At 63.0% G+C, this 18,947-nt stretch carries 11 protein-coding genes; 7 read left to right on the forward strand and 4 right to left on the reverse strand.

Going from position 1 to position 18,947, the window contains the following annotated elements; all coding sequences use genetic code 11:
• Positions 1 to 17 precede the first annotated feature (17 nt).
• Complete coding sequence (locus P0D71_RS21040) at positions 18 to 1,763, reverse strand: FAD-dependent oxidoreductase (protein WP_408481909.1); 1,746 nt, start codon at positions 1,761 to 1,763, stop codon at positions 18 to 20.
• Positions 1,764 to 1,950: 187 nt separating this feature from the next.
• Positions 1,951 to 2,886 (reverse strand): LysR family transcriptional regulator, encoded by a 936-nt coding sequence (locus tag P0D71_RS21045; protein WP_408481911.1) that lies wholly within the window; start codon positions 2,884 to 2,886, stop codon positions 1,951 to 1,953.
• A gap of 468 nt (positions 2,887 to 3,354) precedes the next feature.
• Between P0D71_RS21045 and P0D71_RS21050 the strand changes: the two genes are divergently transcribed.
• From P0D71_RS21050 to P0D71_RS21065, 4 genes are all read left to right on the forward strand, one after another.
• Entirely contained in the window at positions 3,355 to 4,518 is a 1,164-nt protein-coding gene (locus P0D71_RS21050) for a porin (protein WP_408481913.1), read from the forward strand.
• Positions 4,519 to 4,701: 183 nt separating this feature from the next.
• Positions 4,702 to 5,955 carry an efflux RND transporter periplasmic adaptor subunit gene (locus tag P0D71_RS21055; protein ID WP_408481915.1) on the forward strand — a complete coding sequence of 418 codons (1,254 nt, stop codon included), beginning with the start codon at positions 4,702 to 4,704 and terminating at the stop codon, positions 5,953 to 5,955.
• Between the two features lie 60 nt (positions 5,956 to 6,015).
• On the forward strand, positions 6,016 to 9,246 hold the full coding sequence (locus P0D71_RS21060) for an efflux RND transporter permease subunit (protein WP_408481917.1): 3,231 nt from the start codon (positions 6,016 to 6,018) through the stop codon (positions 9,244 to 9,246).
• A gap of 1 nt (position 9,247) precedes the next feature.
• Complete coding sequence (locus P0D71_RS21065) at positions 9,248 to 10,708, forward strand: efflux transporter outer membrane subunit (protein ID WP_408481919.1); 1,461 nt, start codon at positions 9,248 to 9,250, stop codon at positions 10,706 to 10,708.
• A 151-nt stretch (positions 10,709 to 10,859) separates the two neighbouring features.
• Here the strand turns inward: P0D71_RS21065 and P0D71_RS21070 are convergent, their stop codons facing one another.
• Positions 10,860 to 12,818: an AI-2E family transporter gene (locus P0D71_RS21070; protein WP_408297619.1), complete on the reverse strand. Its 1,959-nt coding sequence runs from the start codon at positions 12,816 to 12,818 to the stop codon at positions 10,860 to 10,862.
• Between the two features lie 137 nt (positions 12,819 to 12,955).
• Complete coding sequence (locus tag P0D71_RS21075) at positions 12,956 to 14,236, reverse strand: DUF445 domain-containing protein (protein ID WP_408481921.1); 1,281 nt, start codon at positions 14,234 to 14,236, stop codon at positions 12,956 to 12,958.
• Positions 14,237 to 14,440: 204 nt separating this feature from the next.
• On the opposite strand from P0D71_RS21075, the gene P0D71_RS21080 reads away from it, so the two are divergent.
• The 3 genes from P0D71_RS21080 to P0D71_RS21090 all read left to right on the forward strand — a co-directional run bounded on the left by P0D71_RS21080 (position 14,441) and on the right by P0D71_RS21090 (position 18,940).
• Positions 14,441 to 15,583 (forward strand): metallophosphoesterase family protein, encoded by a 1,143-nt coding sequence (locus P0D71_RS21080; RefSeq protein WP_408481923.1) that lies wholly within the window; start codon positions 14,441 to 14,443, stop codon positions 15,581 to 15,583.
• Entirely contained in the window at positions 15,580 to 18,204 is a 2,625-nt protein-coding gene (locus tag P0D71_RS21085) for an AAA family ATPase (protein ID WP_408481925.1), read from the forward strand. Before P0D71_RS21080 ends, P0D71_RS21085 begins: the two co-directional genes overlap by 4 nt.
• A gap of 259 nt (positions 18,205 to 18,463) precedes the next feature.
• Positions 18,464 to 18,940 carry an Hcp family type VI secretion system effector gene (locus tag P0D71_RS21090; protein ID WP_408346109.1) on the forward strand — a complete coding sequence of 159 codons (477 nt, stop codon included), beginning with the start codon at positions 18,464 to 18,466 and terminating at the stop codon, positions 18,938 to 18,940.
• Positions 18,941 to 18,947 lie beyond the last annotated feature (7 nt).

An 18,947-nucleotide genomic window follows, 5' to 3' on the forward strand; every position in this document is an offset into this window, starting at 1 on the left:
ATGTGAGTCTCCGTGAATCAGATCGTCAGCGCTGCGCTGATGGCGCGCTGCGTGGCCGCCGCGCTGCCGTTGCGCCAGCGGGCGAGTACATGGCCGTCGGGCCGGATCAGATAGACCGTGCCGGGCGTGGCGTCGAGCATGTCGTGCAGGCGGCCGGTGTGATCGAGCATCGTCGGGTTGGCGGCCTGTGCGGTTTCGTCCTTAGCCAGCGTGATGGCTTTGAACGGAATCCCTTTTTCGGCCAGCGTGCCTTGCAATTCCTGCCACGCATGCTCTTGCACAGAATCGGCATTCGCGCCGAAGCGCAGCGCGGTGAAGCAAGGCTCGAGCAGATCCGTGAGATGGATATCGACGCTCGCGCCGCCGTCCAGTCGTTTGAGCCGGCATTCCGGCAACACGGTGCCGGGCGCCGGGCCTCGGCTGAACGAGCCGGCGGCGTCCGCGGCGGCCTCGTTGAGCGGCGACTGTGTATAAGCGATGGCATGCGTCTGCCGCGGATTGATCAGCGGACGCACGGCGGCGTGCCGCTCGGCGAGTCCGAGCACGGCCTCGCGCATCAGATTGAAGGCGAATGACGGCGGCGCCATGAACTCCGTACTCTTCATGCCGTAGCTCAGGTTTTCACGCGCCGCGAAGACGCGCTCCACGCTGTAGCTGTCGAGGAGCCGCGGCGAAGCCACGCCGTTCACCACGCAGGCCAGCTTCCAGCCGAGGTTGTCCGCGTCGTCGATACCGGAATTGGCGCCGCGCACGCCGAAAATCGGTACGAGATGGGCGGCATCGCCCGCGAACAGCACCGAGCCGTGCCGGTAGCGTTCGAGCGTCAACGCGTTCGCTTTGTAGACGGTGATCCAGATCGGCGACCACTCGCCCGTCTCGCTCATCGCGTCGAGCACGCTCTGCACGCGCGGCAAGACGTTCTCGGGCAGGACGGCGGCTTCTGGGTCTTCGTCGTCGCGGAGCTGGTAATCGATACGCCAGACGTTGTCAGGCTGCTTATGGACCAGCACCGTCGAACCGGGGTTGGACGGCGGATCGAAATAGGCGAGGCGCTCGGTAGCGCGCTTGCTGTTTAGCTCGATATCCACGATCACATAGCGGCCTTCGTACGTGGTGCCGGTGAGCTTGAGGCCGAGTGCCTCGCGAATCGTGCTGCGGCCGCCGTCGCAGGCGGCCACCCAGTCGGCGTGCATCTGCCACGCGGTGTCGCCGGTGCGCAGCGTGAGCGTCGCGCCCGCCGTACGGTCCGGCTCGCCGCGGCCGTCTTGCGCCGGGTCCTGCTCGATCCCGGTCACGCGAGTCTGCCAACGCATATCGATCAGGTCGGCATGCCGCTCCACCTCGTCGAGCAACAACTGTTCGATCTGGTATTGCGCGATATTGATCATGGGCGGCAGCGATTGTTCGTCGTCATGATGCATGGCGAAGCGAAACACTTCGGTGTCGCGATAGAAGCTGCGGCCGCCGGCCCACGGCAAGCCTTTTTGCAGGAAGCCTTGTACGACGCCGAGGCGCTTGAAAATTTCCAGACTGCGCCGCGAAATGCAGATCGCGCGGCTGCCGGTGCACACGCTGTCGTCGGCTTCGATCAGTACCGAGCGCACGCCCTGGCGAGCCAGCGCGAGCGCCAGCGTCATGCCGACCGGGCCGCCGCCGACGATTGCCACGGGCCGCCTGAGCGGGTCGCGCCCGTCGACCAGCGGCGGCACTACGCCCTCGTGACGACGGGGCGAAAACGGATAGGGTTTGAAGGGGCGGTTCATGGGCGTCTCCTGAATCTTCGCTGCCGGGATTGCCCGCCGGGGCCGGTTAGCTCTTCACAGGCGGTGCGAATCGATAACGAAGTATGAAGGAGGGCGCATGCGGCGCTGTCCTCATTTTGGGTACGGACATGGATGGCGCGGCCGCGCCGCCTGCTCGGAAAGGCCGGACGAAGGGCGGCGCGCCGCACTACTTGGTAGCGGTCGGCATGGAGGTCAAACGGTCCGCGTTGGTACGAAACCACTCGACCGAAAAGTCGACGAATGAGCGGGTTTTTGCGGAAATGTGACGGCGATCCGCATACACCAGCGCTAACTCCTTGTCGGCATTCGTGATACGGAAGTCTGTCAGCACCTGCATGAGTGTGCCGTTGCGCAAATCGGTCAGCACATGGTTCTCAGGCAAGACCGCGATCCCCATGCCCGCAAGCGCGGCTTGCCGCAGCATCAAGGCGTTGTTCACCACGAGCGCGGCGTCGAGCGTGACGCGTTTCTCGCGCCGATCCGGCGAAACGAAGATCCAGTTGCCGTCATGCGAGGCGGCGCTGAGGGCGAGAAAGGTGTGGGAGGTCAGATCCGCCGGCCGCGACGGCACGCCTTTCACGGCGAGATAGCTGGGGGACGCGACGGCAATGGGACGGACACTCAGCAACGAGCGTTTAATCAACGTGGTGCCGCTGATCTGCTTGGGCAGCACGATGCCGACGTCGAAGCCCTCCTTCACAAAATCGACGTGCTGATGCAGCAGCGTGACCGAGAGTCTGACGTTCGGATACTGCAATAGATACTCCTGTAGCAGGGGTGTCAGGCTGGACAGTGAGAACGACGCGCCGGCAGCGATTCGCAAGGTGCCGGACGGCTCGATCGTGCCGCGTATCGCAACCGTTTCGATCTCCTCGATTTCATCGAGAACGTTGCGGCAGCCCTTCGAGTAGATCTCTCCCTCTTCGGTCAGGGAGAGGCTGCGGGTATTGCGATTGACGAGTCGTGTGTTGAGGTGAGCTTCGAGTTGCTCGAGGTAACGCGTGGCCATGGCATTCGAAATGCCGAGATTGGCCGCGGCCTGTCCGAATGACATGGTTTCTGCGATGTTGATAAATACGCGCATTGCCTGAAGCTGATTCATGATATCACCAACGCTGTAACGGATAGGTGCGGAAAAATTGAGATATTAGTTTTTAACAGATAATCAATGGTCTCCCGGCCTGCGATTTATAGGCGGGTTAAATGTGAATTAATTTTGATTTACGGTATCGGTATTTCGTTCTCAAAAAAAGACGGGGTTTTGTTTTGTTGGGCTTCAGCAACGGTCAATCCTGGCGTCGTATCGAGCGGCAATGGGCATGAGCGATGCGCATCCTGCGCTGCGTGGGCCTCGCCCGTCCTTCGCAAGAATATCTCAAATATAAGTTGAAAATACTTTTGCATAGTTTTGCGCGGTTGCGTCAAAGGCGGGCGTCTAAAATTCAAATCGCACGCAGAATCTGTCTTCAATGCGAATTCAAATGAATTGGAGATGGGTGCATCCTGGTTGCGGCAGGTTTGTTCTTATGTCGGCAACTTAGTTTTAAGATAAAAAGCCAAGGTATTCCAAATGAAAAAAATCATTACTGCGACCGCCGTATCCGCCACTTTTGCGTGCGCGGCGCACGCCCAGAGCAGCGTTACGCTTTACGGCATTGTCGATGCCGGTCTGACGTACGTGAGCAACGAAGTCAGCAAGGATTCCACCGTCACGTCCGACGGGCGCGTCACGAATGGCAAGGCCATGTTCGGCATGACCGGCGGCAACATCCAGCCGAGCCGCTGGGGCCTGCGCGGTGTCGAAGATCTGGGTGGCGGACTGAAAACGGTCTTCAACCTGGAAAGCGGCTTCAACATTGCCAACGGCAACCAGGCGGTGTCCAACAAGCTGTTCAACCGTCAGGCGTACGTCGGCCTGTCCAACGATTACGGCACGGTTTCGTTTGGCCGCCAGTACGACTCCGTAGTCGATTATCTTGCACCGCTCACGGCGGCCGGCAGCTGGGGCGGCACGTATTTCGCGCATCCGGGCGACAACGACAACGCCAACTCCTCGATTAGCGTCAACAACTCGGTCAAGTTCCAGAGCGCGAACTACGGCGGCTTCTCAATGAGTGGCCTGTACGGCTTCTCGAACAATGCGGGCTTCGCCGACAACCGGGCGTACAGCGTCGGCGCGGGTTACCGCAACGGTGGCTTGCAACTGGGTGCGGCCTATCTCCAGTACCAGGGCATGGACCTGAACCAGAGCAATGGCGCGGTCAGTGGCGGCACCTTCGCGGCGTCCGCCATCAGCGGCGTTCAGAATCAACGCACCTGGGGTCTCGGCGGAAGCTACGCATTCGGTCCGGTCATTCTCGGCACCGTATTTACGCAAAGCCGCTTCCAGGACAAGTTTTCGGATATCTCGGTTCGCTATAACAACTACGAGGTCAATGCACGCTACAACCTGACGCCGGAACTGGGTCTGGGCGCCGCCTACACCTACACGCAGGCATTGCGCGCGGCGCCGGGCACTAGCGACACGAAAACCGGCGCGGCCCACTGGAATCAGTTCGGACTGCAGGCTGACTACTCGCTGTCCAGGCGTACTGACGTCTATGCGGAAGCGGTCACGCAGCTTGGCGCGAACAACGGTCGCGGCCTGAACACCGTGCAGATCAACGGCACCTCGGCGCCGTCCACGGCGAGCAATCAGTTTCTCGTGACCACGGGCATCCGTCACCGGTTCTGATCTGACTGCTGTTTCCGTTTGCCGGGCTGATGCGACCGACCATGTCTTTCGGGGTGTGAGCGGTTTCCAGGCAGCGCAATTGATTCGCGCACAACTAACGGCCGCGCCTTGCGGCGCGGTCACACGCAATCAATTGCTTTGGCGCGCATGCCCGGCTGTTGAACTATTTTTCACGGACCGTTCATGCCAGTTTTGCTGTTGCGCTGCCTGATTCGCTCGTTGAACGCACCGAAACGCCTGCTCGGTGAGACGCGGGGACGGCCGGCGCTTATGTTGGGTCTGTTCGCTTTACTCACCGCCTGCGGCAAGCCCGCCGCTCCCGAAGCCTCCCAGCCGGTCGACGTAACGGTCACGACCGTGGCGCCACGCGATACGCCGGTGGACTTCGAGTTTGTTGCCCAGACCCAAAGCTCGCGCGCCGTGGAAATTCGCGCCCGCGTGGATGGTTTTCTCGACAAGCGAGCCTACACCGAAGGCGAGATGGTCCGTCAGGGGCAGACGCTCTTTCTGATGGATCCCAAGCCATTCGAGGCCGCGTTGCAATCGGCACAGGGCGCGCTGGCCCAGCAGCAGGCACGGCTCGGTGTCGCGAAGGCGAATCTCGCGCGCGTCGTGCCTCTCGCCGCGCAGAACGCCTTGAGCAAGAAGGATCTCGATGATGCGACCGGCAGCGAGCGCGAGGCCGCGGCCGCGGTCATCGCCGCGAAAGGGCAGGTTGAGACCGCGCGATTGAACCTCGGCTACACCACGATCAAGTCGCCGCTCGCCGGCTTGTCGAGTTATGCAAGACAGCAGGAAGGCAGCTATGTCACGCCGGCCCAGTCTGGCCTGTTGACGTACGTCTACCAGATGGATCCGATGTGGGTCGAATTCAGCATCTCGGAGAACGAGATGCTGCGGTATCGCGACCAGATTTCAAAAGGCCAGTTGCGCTTTCCCGCTAACGACCAGTTCGAGATCACGCTGTTGCTGGCTGACGGTTCGACGTTTCCCGCGCGCGGGCGTATCGACTTTGCCAATCCCGTGTTCAGTGCGCAAACAGGCACGTTCCTCGTACGAGCCGTATTCGCCAATGAAAAAGGTGCGTTGCGTCCCGGCCAGTTCGTGCGCGCGAGGGTGTCCGGCGCCGTGCGGCCGAATGCCGTTCTGCTTCCCCAGCGGGCCGTGCAGCAGGGCGTAAAAAGCCATTTCGTATGGACGGTCGACAAAGACAACAAACCCCGCCAACGGTTCGTCGAGATGGGCGAATGGCAGGGCGATGACTGCTTTATCAACGACGGCTTGCGCGCTGGCGACAGAGTCGTTGTGGACGGGGCGCTACGGTTGTCACCCAATGCGGCGATCAGCATAACGGGGAATGCTTCTTCCGTGGAGCATCGCGCCAAAGTCATGCCGCCCGTTGCGCAACAGCAATCCGAACAAAACTCCGCGCGTTAATCCCGCGTTAACTCCGCGTTAACTCTGCGGACTAACTCCGCGCTCCAGGCGGCAAACCGGATGAAGCTCTCCCATTACTGTATCGACAGGCCGATCTTTGCGTCGGTCATCTCCATCGTCATCGCGCTTGGCGGCCTGTTGGCCATGTTTGCCTTGCCCGTCGCCCAGTACCCGGACATCACGCCGCCGCAAATCACGATTACCGCCAGCTACCCGGGCGCCAGTGCCGACGTGGTGGCGAACAACGTTGCCGCGCCTATCGAGCAGCAGGTCAACGGTGCGGACAACATGATCTACATGACCTCGTCGAGTTCGTCGACCGGCAGTTTGACGATCAACGCGTTCTTCCGCAACGGCACCAATCCGGATCTGGCTCAGGTGGACGTGCAGAACCGCGTCAACCTCGCGTTGCCGCAATTGCCGCAGTCCGTGCAATCGCAGGGCGTGCAGGTGCAGAAGAAATCGTCCGCGTTCATGATGGTCATCGCGGTGTACTCGCCCGATCACCGCTTCGATTCGACTTACGTCGCCAACTACGCGAACGTGTATGTGCTCGATGCGCTCAAGCGCATTCCGGGCGCGAACCAGGCCAGCATCTTCGGCACACCCGACTACGCGATGCGTATCTGGTTGCGCCCGGATCGCATGGCGCAGCTCGGTATTACGGCTACCGACGTGCAAAACGCGGTGGCGAACCAGAATCAGCAGTTCGCAGTCGGGCGTCTCGGCCAGGCGCCGACGGGCCTGCCGGTGGAACAGTCGTTCGCGGTGACGACGAGCGGGCGCCTCGCCAACCCCGCCGAATTCGACAACATCATTATTCGCGCGTCGAGCAACGGCGCGGCGATCGTCCGTTTGAAAGACGTCGGCCGGGCCGAACTCGGGCAGAAAGACTATTCGATACGCAGCCGGTTCCAGGGCAAGCCCGCTACGGTGATCGCGATCTATCAACAGCCTGGCGCCAATGCGCTGGATGTATCGAAGCAGGTGCGCGCAACGCTGGCTGAGATGAAACGGTCGTTCCCGGAGGGTATCGACTACAACATCGCAATGGATACCACCGACTTCACGCGTGCCTCGATTGCGGACGTGGTGAAGACTTTCTTTGAAGCCGTCGTGCTGGTGGTGATCGTCGTATTCATGTTCTTGCAGAGCTTTCGCGCCACGCTGATTCCGGTGCTGGCGGTGCCGGTCTCGATCCTTGGGACGTTCATGGGCATGGCCGCTCTGGGTTTCTCGATCAACATGCTGACCATGTTCGGCATGGTGCTGGCAATCGGCATCGTGGTGGACGATGCGATCGTCGTGATCGAGAACGTCGAGCGCAACATGCGCGAGTCCGGCCTCTCGCCGAACGCGGCGGCCAAGCGAGCCATGGATGAAGTATCGGGCCCGGTCGTCACGATCGTGCTGGTCATGTGCGCGGTATTCGTGCCGGTTGCATTTCTGGGCGGCATTACCGGGCAGATGTACAAGCAGTTTGCCATCACCATTGCGATTTCCGTGGTCCTTTCCGGCGTCGTGGCCCTGACATTGTCGCCAGCGCTCGCGGCGGTGCTGCTGAAACCGCAAGCGCATGCAAAACATCGTTTTTTCAGGTGGTTCGATAACGCATTCGCTCAGGTCACGGCGGGCTATGGCCGCGCCGTGTCGCTCACCATCAGACGCTTTGGCGTTGCGCTGCTGCTATTCGCCGGCATGCTCCTGCTCGCCGTCACGATGATGCGCTCCATTCCGCACGCTTTCCTGCCGCCTGAAGATCAGGGCTACCTGCTCGGCGCGGTCATCATGCCCGATTCGGCGAGTCTCGATCGCACCGGGCGGGTGTCGTCGCGCGTGACCGACTACTTTGCGAAGCAACCCGGGGTGGGCAGCGTCACCGTGGTCGATGGTTACAGCCTGCTCGACAATCAGACAATGAATAACGCTTCGACATTCTTTGTCGGACTGAAGGATTTCGACGAGCGGTATGCATGGGCGAACATTCGCACGCAGAATGCGCGTGCGTTGCTGCTCGGCGCTTACCGGGCGCTGTCGCGCATCAAGGAAGGTATCGTCGTGCCGGTCAACCCGCCGTCGATTCCCGGGCTCGGCACGACGGGCGGCACCGAAATGTGGATTCAGAGCAAAAGCGACGGGACTACGGCGCAACTCGCGCAGGTCGTGCAGGATTTTGTCGCGAAGGCGAGGGCGCGCCCCGAACTGGCGGGCGTCACGTCGACCTTCAACGCCTCATCGCAGCAGTTGCGTGTCGATGTGGATCGCGACAGGGCGGCCACACTCGGCGTGCCGATCGACGAGGTGTACAGCACGATGCAGACCCTGTTCGGCTCGCTGTACGTTTCGCAGTTCAATCAGTCGAGCCGTCTGTGGCAGGTCATTCTCCAGGCGGAGCCCTCATACCGGTTGAAGCCCGCGGATCTCGAGCAGGTATTCGTGCGCAGCGCCACGGGCACGATGGTCCCGCTCAAATCGGTCGTGATGTATCGGTACGTGACCGGACCGTCCCTGATGACGCGCTTCAACGATTTCCCCGCCGTGCTGATCACCGCCAATGCAGCACCGGGCCACAGCTCCGGCGAGGTGATCGCCGTGCTGGAGGAGCTTGCGCGAACGATGCCCGCGGGATATGGCGTGGGGTGGAGCGGCGAAGCCTATGAGGCCCGCCAGTCAGGCAGCACGTCGGGCCTCGTTTTCGTGTTCGGTCTGGTGATGGTGTTCCTGATTCTGGCCGCGCAATACGAACGCTGGAGCTTGCCCGTCGGCGTTCTGATGGCGGTGCCGTTCGCTCTGTTCGGCGCTTTGCTGGCCATCCTGATAAGAGGCTTGAACAACGACGTCTACTTCCAGATCGGTCTCACCATGCTCGTCGCACTCGCGGCGAAAAATGCGATCCTCATTTTCGAATTTGCAGTGCTGAATCGCGCCCAAGGCGCATCGGCGTTCGATGCCGCGGTGACCGCCGCCCGCGATCGGCTGCGGCCGATCGTCATGACGTCGTTCGCCTTCATTCTCGGCTGCGTTCCGCTTGCTATCGCGACCGGCGCGTCGCAAAACAGCCGGCATTCCATCGGCACCGGGGTGATCGGCGGCATGTTGGGGGCGACCGGCGTCGCCGTGTTCTTTATTCCAATGTTCTTCTTCCTGCTCGAATCGGTGAACGAGCGGCGCGCCGGCAAAAAGAACGCAGGCGCGGTGCCGGAGAGGCAAGGTGAAGGGAGCCTGGCCGATTCGCCCTCATTGGCTAACGGATCGACCGGTATGGACCCCGGCACAAAGCGGGGTCATTGACATGCGTCCAGCCGGTTCAAATGTTTCCTGGGTGTCGGCACTCGGGCTTTGCCTGTTTCTGAGCGGGTGCGTGATGGGCCCCGACTATGCGCGGCCGTCAATCGCCACGCCGGCCACCTTCCGCTTTTCGGATGGCGCGCAGGCGCAAATCGTCGATACGGCGTGGTGGGTGCAGTTCAACGATCCAGTGCTGAACGAACTCATTGCCACGGCGCTCGCGCAGAACAAGGACCTGAAAATCGCAGCCGCCCGCGTCGACGAATTTCGCGGTCAATTCGTCACCACGCGCTCGCAACTGTTTCCGCAGATCAGCGCCGGTTTCAACGCCGGTCGCCAGCATGTCTCGCCGCTTGCGCAAGCCTCGTTGCCGGCGGGCCTTGGCTCGGCCTACAACTCGTTCAATGCCACGTTGCCCATCTCATGGGAGATCGACGTTTTCGGCCGTGTGCGGCGTCAGACCGAAGCCGCGCGCGCGAATCTGCTCGCTAGCGAGGAAGGTCAACGGGCCACCATGCTCACGCTGGTGGCGTCGGTTGCCACGTCCTACGTCAATCTGCGCAGCCTGGATCAGCAACTCGAGATTGCAAAGGCAACCGCGGCGAGCCGCGAGAGTTCGGTGAAAGTGTTCGAACTGCGCTTCAACGGTGGGCAGATTTCGCAGGTCGAACTGGCCCAGAGTCAGTCGGAATACGAGGCGTCGCTGGCGGACATTCCCGCCATCGAGGCGCAGATCGGGCAACAGGAAGACGCGCTTTCGGTATTGCTCGGCCGCAACCCCGGTCCGATTCTTCGCGGCCGTACGCTCGATGAACTCCAGTCTCCCAACGTGCCGGCAGGCTTGCCATCCGCGCTGCTCGAGCGCCGTCCGGACGTGTTGCAGGCCGAGCAAAACCTGATTTCCGCCAACGCGTTGATCGGCGCCGCGCGCGCGCTTTATTTTCCGCAGATTTCGCTCACGGGGCTGCTGGGCTCGTCGAGTACGCAGTTGAGCAGGCTCTTTAGCGGACCGGCGAACACGTGGGCGTTTGCAGGCGCACTGACCCAGCCGATTTTCTCCGCCGGCAGCATTGCCGGGCAGGTCGAGCAGGCCAACGCGCGTCAGCAACAGGCGCTGTATGCGTACCAGAAGGCTGTTCAGTCCGCATTCCAGGAGGTCAGCGACGCGCTTCTCGGCGTCGAGAAGTCACGTGAAAGGCTGAGCGCGCAATCTCGCCAGGTGGACGCGCTGAGTGCCTATGCAAGACTCGCGCGACAACGCTATGAAGGCGGCTACACGAGCTATATGGAAGTTCTCGATGCCGAGCGAAGTCTGTTCAGCGCGCAACTGGCTTATGCGCAGACGCGCAGCAATGAGTACACCTCTCTTGTCACGCTTTACAAGGCGCTTGGCGGCGGTTGGGGCGCTGACACGCTTGCCGGATTGGAGCGGGACCGAGCGGCTCTACAAGGCGACACAAGATAGTCGTCGAGCGATTCGGGTTCGTGGCTAGCAGGTGGCGGGGTACAACGTGCAGACTGGCCGGGCAGGTCCGCGGTCGGATCACGAGCTAAGGCTTGCGCGCACGCGTACCCGCGCGGCCGCGCTGGTCGCGCGCGTGGTTGCCGGCGTGCGATCAATCCGCTCCGCCCACGTGCAAAGGGTGGCGCGCATGCTGCAAGGTGGACGCCGCGAGGCATTCCTCGATCATCGCGCGGAAGGTGGGCGCCGCGTGCGAAGCGCCGGTCGCGCCCGACTCGGGGCCGCCCTCCGGTGCGCCGCCCACGCCGAGCACGAGCGTCGCGCGAGGGCGCCATTCCCGCGTGCGTCGCAGCATATTGCGCAAGTACGGCGGCGATTCCGGCGCGTCGAGCGAGACGATGCAGATGACCGACGCATCCTTGAAACTCGGCTCGTCGGCGCGCGCGCTCCGGTAGCCCGAGTGCGTGGCCATCATCGGCGCGAGATTCTGGCGGCCGAGCAATTGCACGGCGATCGCGGTTGTCACTTCGTCGAATGAACCGCGACCGGGCACGCATAGCACGGACGTTTTTTCGGCTGCGCGGGGCATTGGCGGATGGGCCGAAACAGGGCTGCCGTGCCGCTCGGAAAGATCGGCCGAAGCCGAGGCCGACGCGTGCAGCGCGCTCGCGGCGTCGGCGGCTTCGGTGCGCGCGAGGCGGTCCGGCAAGCCGTCCGCGATCTCCAGGTTTTCGACGATGTCCACCAGCGCGTCGTTGACGCGCTGCAACTGGTCCGGCATCAGCACGCCGCGCATCGCATCATTGCGGGCGAGCTTGAGGCCTTCGAGCACGACTGTGTCGTAGTAGTCGATCAGCGACATCTCGCGCAGCAACCGCTCCGCCTGCACGATGGCCTCGTGCGGATCGTCCGCGAGCAGTCGCTGATAGAAGTTCTGCGCGGGTGTGAGCGCGGGCTGATCGCCGAGCAGCACCGTGAGGAAGTTCAGCCGGTCCGCGTAGCGCCCCATCGTGACCACGCACAACGTGAGCGGGGTCGACAGGACGAGGCCGATCGGCCCCCACAGCCAGCTCCAGAAAATCGCCGCGACCACCACCGCGAGCGGCGACAGCCCGGAGCGGTGGCCGTACAGCAGAGGCTCGGCGATCTGCCCGGCCACCAGGTCGACCACGATGAACAGAATCAGCGTATAGACCGCCATGGTCCATTGCGGCTGAATCGCGGCAGCAAGGAAGACCGCGAGAATCGCGGCGATCCAGATGCCGATATACGGCACGAAGCGCAGCAAGGCTGCGATTACACCGAACAGGAGCGCACCCGGCACGCCGATAATCGCGAGCCCAATGGCGATCACCCCGCCCGCGCTGAGGTTCACGCCCAGTTGCGCGACGAAGTAGCGGCTTAGGCGCACGGCGGCGTCGTTGATCGCGGTCGTGGTACGGTGAAGATCGCGCGAACCGAACAGGCTGATCAAACGGTCGCGCAGATCCTCGCGCTGCAGCAGGATAAATATCGTCACGACCAGCACGATGAAGGTCGTCTCGATCGGCGCGATGGCCGGCGACAACGCGCGTTGCGCGAGCTGCATCGGCGTGGGCGCAGGCTCATGCACTTCCACCGGCTGCGGCACGGCGGGCGCGTTGCGCGCCGCGCGTCCGGTGGGGCGCGGCGGGTTCGGTTTGGAAGGTGCCACACGCTGCAGTGCGACGGCGGCGCGGCTCATCAGCGAATCGGCGCGGCCGACGGTCTTTTCCTGAACCGTTTCAATCTTCTGCTCGATCGCCACCTGATACTGCGGCAAGTCGCCCGCGAGTTGCACCAGCTGCGCGCCGATCAGCGCGCCGACCGCGAGCAGGCTCGCCAATGCGAATAGCACGGCAATGAAAATGGAGGGCAATTGCCCCATGTGCAGACGCCGCAACATTTGCACGAGCGGCGCGAGCAGGAAGCTGAGCAGCACAGACAGCGTAATCGGGATCAACACCGCGCGGCCGAAGTACAGCCCGCACACCACCACCACGCCGGTGATCACCGAAGCGAGGCCATGCAGGCTGGGCGTGCCCGGCGGGTAAACGCGGTTCGGCCGCCCATTTGGCGGTAACGAGATTTTCATGAGCACACGTTCCGATTCAGAAGCGCTGTTGTTCTTATGCTGATCGCTCGCGGACAAACTGATGGCGTCCGGGCAATGCGCTGGAGCAAGTCATATGCCTGGATTGTAGGCGCTTTGACGCCGCACGGGTCTATCGCCTATCGCAAGTGCAGGCGCAGCAGCTCGAACAGTTGCGAGCTCCCATACAGCAGCAGGCCGATAAAGCCGCCGACAATCGTCCCGTTAATCCGTATGTATTGCAGATCCTTTCCGATGTTCAGTTCGATCTGCCGTGACATGTCGCGCGAGTCCCAGTTCTTGACCGTATCGCTGATATGCCGCGTAAGGAATTGCGCAAAGTCCGGCGCCATGGTGCGCGCCGCTTCTTCGAGGTGGTCGTTGAGCGATTGGCGCAACGCCGGATCGTGCGCGAGTTCGCGTCCGACCCATTGACCCATCGCCATCACGCGGGCATGCAAGGCCGAGTCGCTGCTTTGCAGATCGCGCTTGAGCCACGCGCGCAATTCGCCCCACATGTCTTTTACATACGAACTGAGCGCGTCGCCTTCCACCAGGTAGCGTTTCAGTTCCTCGCCTTTTTGCAGGAAGGCGGGATCGGTCTTGAGCTTGTCGATCAGTTTGTGCGCGGCGTCATCGAACTTCTCGCGAAGCTGGTGCGTCGGGTTTTCGCTGATCTGTTCGAGCATGCGGTTGACCGCGTTGGCAAGCGCTTCCGCGCCTTTCTCGCCGAGCCATGCCGAAGGCAGGATCATCTCCATCTTCGGGTATTCGCTCTTCACCCAATCGACGATGCGCTCGGCGATGAACTCGCGCGCCTGCGGCTCGCGCAGCAGCGCGATGACCTGTTCGATGCCGGCGTCGAGCAGTTCCTGATGGCGGCCGTCCTTGGTGAGCGTGTCGAGAATGGCGCCCATCGACTGCGACAGGTCCACCTTGGCCAGCACGTCGCGCAGCGCGTCCTTGATGAAGACCTGAATGCGCACGTCGTCGGTCAATTCCAGAATGCCGCTGGTGAGTTTGACGACGTAGTCGCCTAACCGCGCGGTATTGGCCGGCTGCGTGAGCCAGCCGGTAATGCTTTGCGCCGGGTCGTGTTTCTGGATCAGCCCGACCAGCGAAGGCACATCCAGAAACTTGTCCTTCACGAAGACCGCGAGGTTGTCGGCGATCTTGTGCTTGTTCCTCGGAATGATCGCGGTATGGGCGGAGACGAGCGGGATCGGCACGCGGCGAAACAGAGCGGCCACGGCGAACCAGTCGGCGAGCGCGCCGACCATCGCGGCCTCGGCGACCGCCTTGATGCCGTCCACCCAGACGCCGCGCGGCATGAACGCGGTGACCACGAAAACGCAGGCGGCCGCGAGCAACAGGAGTAAGGGTGTGCGTTTGGCTTTTTTCAGTTCGATGGCTTTGTTCATCGGCGGCAGGGCAGCGGGCTCGGGGCGATTGAAATCATGCGGCGCGCTCCACGCGCGTCCAGAACCGCGAGTGTAGCGCCGCCCGCCAGCCCATGTGCCAACCGGCTGGGACTATCTTTAGCGCGCCGGCACGGTAACATCTATGGTTAGGCTGCGCGGGCTCGCCCGGCGAGGCAGATTGCAATTGAATGGAATGGAGGCACAGTGATCAGGTTTCTGCACACCGCGGACTGGCAGATAGGCACGCAATTCGGCCAGTTCGAGCCGGACGAGGCGGCGCACCTTGCCGAAGCGCGCTTCGAGACCGTGCGCAGGATCGCCGCCGAAGCCGCCGCGCGCAAAGTCGACGCCGTGCTCGTGGCCGGCGACGTATTCGATCTGCAAACGGTCTCGGACACGGTGATTCGCCGTCTGTTCGGCGCGCTGCAAGGCTTCAGCGGACCGTGGATCATGTTGCCGGGCAATCACGACGCCGCGCTCGTCGAGAGCGTATGGACGCGTGCCCAGCGCCTGAACTGCATCGCGCCGAATGTGCGCGTGGTGCTCGAACCGGGCGTGGTGTTGCTGGACGACTGCCGGTGCGCGTTGCTGTGCGCGCCGCTGACGCAACGCATCACCTACGACGACACCACCGGTTTCTTCGATACCACGCAGACGCCACCCGGCTATCACCGCGTCGGGCTCGCGCACGGCAGCGTGAGCGGGATTCTGCAGGAGGGCATCGACTCGTCCAATCCGATCGCGCCGACGCGTGCCGCGAGCGCCCGTCTGGACTATCTGGCGCTCGGCGACTGGCACGGCCATCTGCGCGTCGACGAGCGCACGTGGTATGCCGGCACACACGAGCAGGACCGCTTCCGCGCCAATGATCCGGGCTTCATGCTCGACGTCACGCTGGCTGAGCCGGGCGCGTCGCCGGTGGTCGAGCCGGTGCGGGTCGGACAATATCAATGGCATCGCTGGGACGAAACCATCGCCGTGCCGACCGATGTGGATGCGCTAAAGGCACGCCTCGCCACCCTGGGCAGTCACGACGTGCTGCGCGTTGCAGTCGGCGGCACGGCCGCGCTCGCCGATGCCGAAGCGCTTCACGTCGCGGTGGAAGAAGCGCGCGCCCGCGTGCGGGCCTTGCGCGTCGATCTGAGCGGCCTGCAAGTGCTGCCCACCGCCGACGACCTCGCCGAACTCGGCGCGCAAAGCGGCTATCTCGCCAAGGTGGTGGCGCGTCTGCGTGGCTTGCAGGAAGACCCGCAGTCCGACCCGCAAGCGGTCAAGCGCGCGGCGGAAGCATTGCTGCTTCTGGCGCGTTTCCAACGTGAACTGCCGCGCGAAGCGAGGTCCGCATGAAGCTGCAAAGTATCGCGATCCAGGAATTCAAGCAGTTCACCGGGCGGCTCGTCATCGACGATCTGCAGCCCGGTCTCAATCTTTTCGTCGGCCCGAACGAGGCCGGTAAGAGCACGATTGCCGAAGCCGTACGCGCCGTGTTTCTGGAGCGCTACAAGGCCTCGCATCTGAAAGACCTGTTGCCGTGGGGCAAGGCGAGCGGACAGCCGTCGGTCGAAGTGAGTTTCGAGCTTGACGGCGCGGCATGCCGGCTGTCGAAGCAGTTCGTCACGCGGCAGCGCTGCGAACTCAAGATCGGCCAGAGCGTGTTCGGCGAGGATGAAGCTGAAGACAAGCTCGCGGCCTTGCTGGGTTTTTCGCGCGCCGCGCGTGGACCGCTGAAGGCAGAGAATGCGGGCGTTCCTGGTTTATTGTGGGTGCAGCAAGGCGGCACGCAGGAAGTGCGCGATTCCACCAGTCACGCCGCTCAGTATTTGCGCGATGCGCTGTCGCAACTCTCGGGCGGCAGCGAATCCGCCGGTGAGGACGCGCTGATCGCCGCCGTGCAGCGCGAGCTTCGGCAACTGCTCACCGCGCGCACGCAGAAGTCCACCGGGCCGCTCGCCGAAGCCGAACAAACCCTCGCCCGGCTGATCGAAGAGCGCGATGAGCTGGAGCAGCAGCGTCAACAGTTCGAGGAGAACATCGCGCGGCTTGCCGCGCAGCAGGAAGCCTTCGACGACACGCAGCGCAAGCGCCCCTGGGAGCTTCACGAGCAGAAAGCCTTGCAGGCGCAGCAGCGCGCCGATGCCGCGGCTGAACTCGAACGCAACCTGCAAGGGCTCGCGCAAGCGCTCAAGGCGAGTGAGGCCGAACTGGCGCTGCCGTTGCAACAGGAGCAGAACGCACTCGAACTGGAAGCCGCCGTCGCGCGCGAGCGGCAGCAACTCGACGCGCTGCGGGCGAGCGTGGCGGCGGTGCAAGCCGAGCACGCACAAGCCGCGGCCAGCGTGGCGCAATTCGAGCAGGCTTTCGCCGATGCGAACCGCGCGCTGGAGTTGGCCAATGCGGCAGTGACGGTGGCCGATCTGCGCAGCCAGATTGAGCTCTATCGGGCCGAGAGCGAGCGGCTCGAAGCGTCGATCGCCGCTGCCGCCAAAGCTAACGACGCAATGCTGGAGGCTGCGCGCGTCGCGGCCACGCTCGAAATCGACGAGGCGAAACTGAAACGGCTCGCCGCGCTCGGCAGCGAGTTGACCGTGCTGCGCGCGCGCACCGAAGCCGCGATGACGCGCATCGAATACCGCCTGCACGGCGCGATGACCGTTGACGATAAACCGGTGAGCGGTGAAGGCGTGCTTCGTCTGGACGGGGAGAAGCGGATCGGCCTCGGCTCGCTCGGCGAATTGCGGGTGGTGCCGGGCGTCTCCGATCTGCCTGCGCGATTGTCCGAACTCGCGTCGCTCGAAGCGCAACATGCGCAGTTGTTGCAGGCGCTCGGTGTGGCGTCGCTCGGCGAGGGCGAATCGCGGCATGAACAGTGGAAGGCGCTGGTCGCCCAGCAGAAAAGCCAGGCGAAGATTCTTGAGGTGCACGCGCCACAGGGCATCGAGGCACTGCGCGCGGCGGCGGCAACGGCTGCGGCGCGCATGCAGGCGGCCAATGAGCGGCTGGCGAGTCTGCCCGACGTCTCGACCGCGGCGCCGCTCGACGAGGCTCGCCGCAACGCCGAAATCGCACGCGACGCGTTGGAGGCTGCGCGAAAAGTGTTGACGCAGGCGGCCGAAAAAAGATCGACCGGCATGGCCAATGCGGAATCACTTGCGGCTCAGTTGCAGCGGAAGGATGCGCAATTGAGCGACGAAACTTTCCGTCGGAACCGCGAACAGTGGCAGACGAAAATCGTCGAACAGCGCGTGCAGGTCGAGTCGTTGCGCAAGCAGCGCGAAGGGCGTGAGCGCGAGCTGGAAGCCGCGCGCCTCGATGATCCGGCGGCGGAGGCGAAGCGCTATCGCGCGTCGGCGGAACTCGCGCGCAGCGAGCAGAACGAGCGGCAAGTGCGGATCGCGGGCTTGCGCAGCCAACTGGAGACCGTGGGCGCGTCGGGGCTTGGAGAGCGTCTGGCGGTGCTCAAGGCCAAAGTCGAACAGGCCACGCGGCGCCGGGACGAACTCAGCTTGCGCGCGAGCGCGTTGAGTCTGCTCGACGAAGTGCTGGTGGACGAACGCGACGCCGCAGTCGCGCAATTGCGCGCGCCGTTGACCGAACGGCTCGGGCATTATCTGAAGCGGATTTTCCCGCAGTCGACGATCGCGCTCGGCGACGATTTGAGTCCCGCCACGCTGGATCGCTTTGGCCGTGCGGACACGCTCGATGCGCTGAGCTTCGGCACGCGCGAACAGCTCGGCATTCTGACGCGGCTTGCCTATGCGGATTTGCTGAAGGCATCGGGCCGGCCGACCTTGCTGATGCTCGACGACGCGGCCGTGCATACCGACGCCGCGCGACGCGACGCCATCAAGCGCGCGCTGATCGACGCGGCCACGCGGCATCAGATTCTGGTGTTCACTTGTCATCCTGAGCTGTGGGACGATCTCGGCGTGAGGCAGCGGGCGATTGATGATCTGAAGGTGGCGGCCTAGCTGCCGCGCCACGCAAGCACGGTGTCAGCGATCACCGCGCAAGGCCGCATGAATTGCCACATGCGGCCGATGAATACTCACGCAGATTTGCAGAAAGATCCGATCTCCATCGATAGACATTTCCCCTGAAACTATTGCTTCGAGTCTTCGCTGCGGTCTGAGCCTTCCGCCAGGATTGGTTACCCCTGCTTGTGCCGAATGCGTGCGCATGTCCGCGTGACGACCGTCTGAACAGTCGCACGGATCACGGGGATCGCTCATGGCGCAGGATACCTTCATCAAGATTGACGGCATCGACGGCGAATCGCAGGACGCGTCGCATCTGAACGAAATCGACGTTATTGGTTGGCGTTGGAAGGTTTCGCAGACCTCGACCATGATGTCGGGTTCCGGCGGCGGCGCGGGAAAGGCTACCGTTTCAGACCTGGAGTTCACTCACAAGCTCGACCGCGCGAGTCCGAATCTGACCAGGTTCTGTTTCACGGGCAAGCATATTAATCAGGTGCAGTTGACCGTGCGCAAGGCCGGGGGACTGCCATTCGAATACCTGAAGATCACGATGCACGACGTGGTCATTACCCAGGTCGAACCGATCGGCGGCGGCGATGAATGCCACGAAGAGGTTCATCTTTCCTTTTCGACAATGAAGCATGAGTACTTCGTGCAGAACGCGCTGGGGGGAAGCGGCGGTGCGGTAACCGCGACGCTTTATATCAAGAACAACACTGCAAATTGACGGGGCA

The organism is Paraburkholderia sp. RL17-383-BIF-A (assembly GCF_046028015.1).
GTDB lineage: Bacteria > Pseudomonadota > Gammaproteobacteria > Burkholderiales > Burkholderiaceae > Paraburkholderia.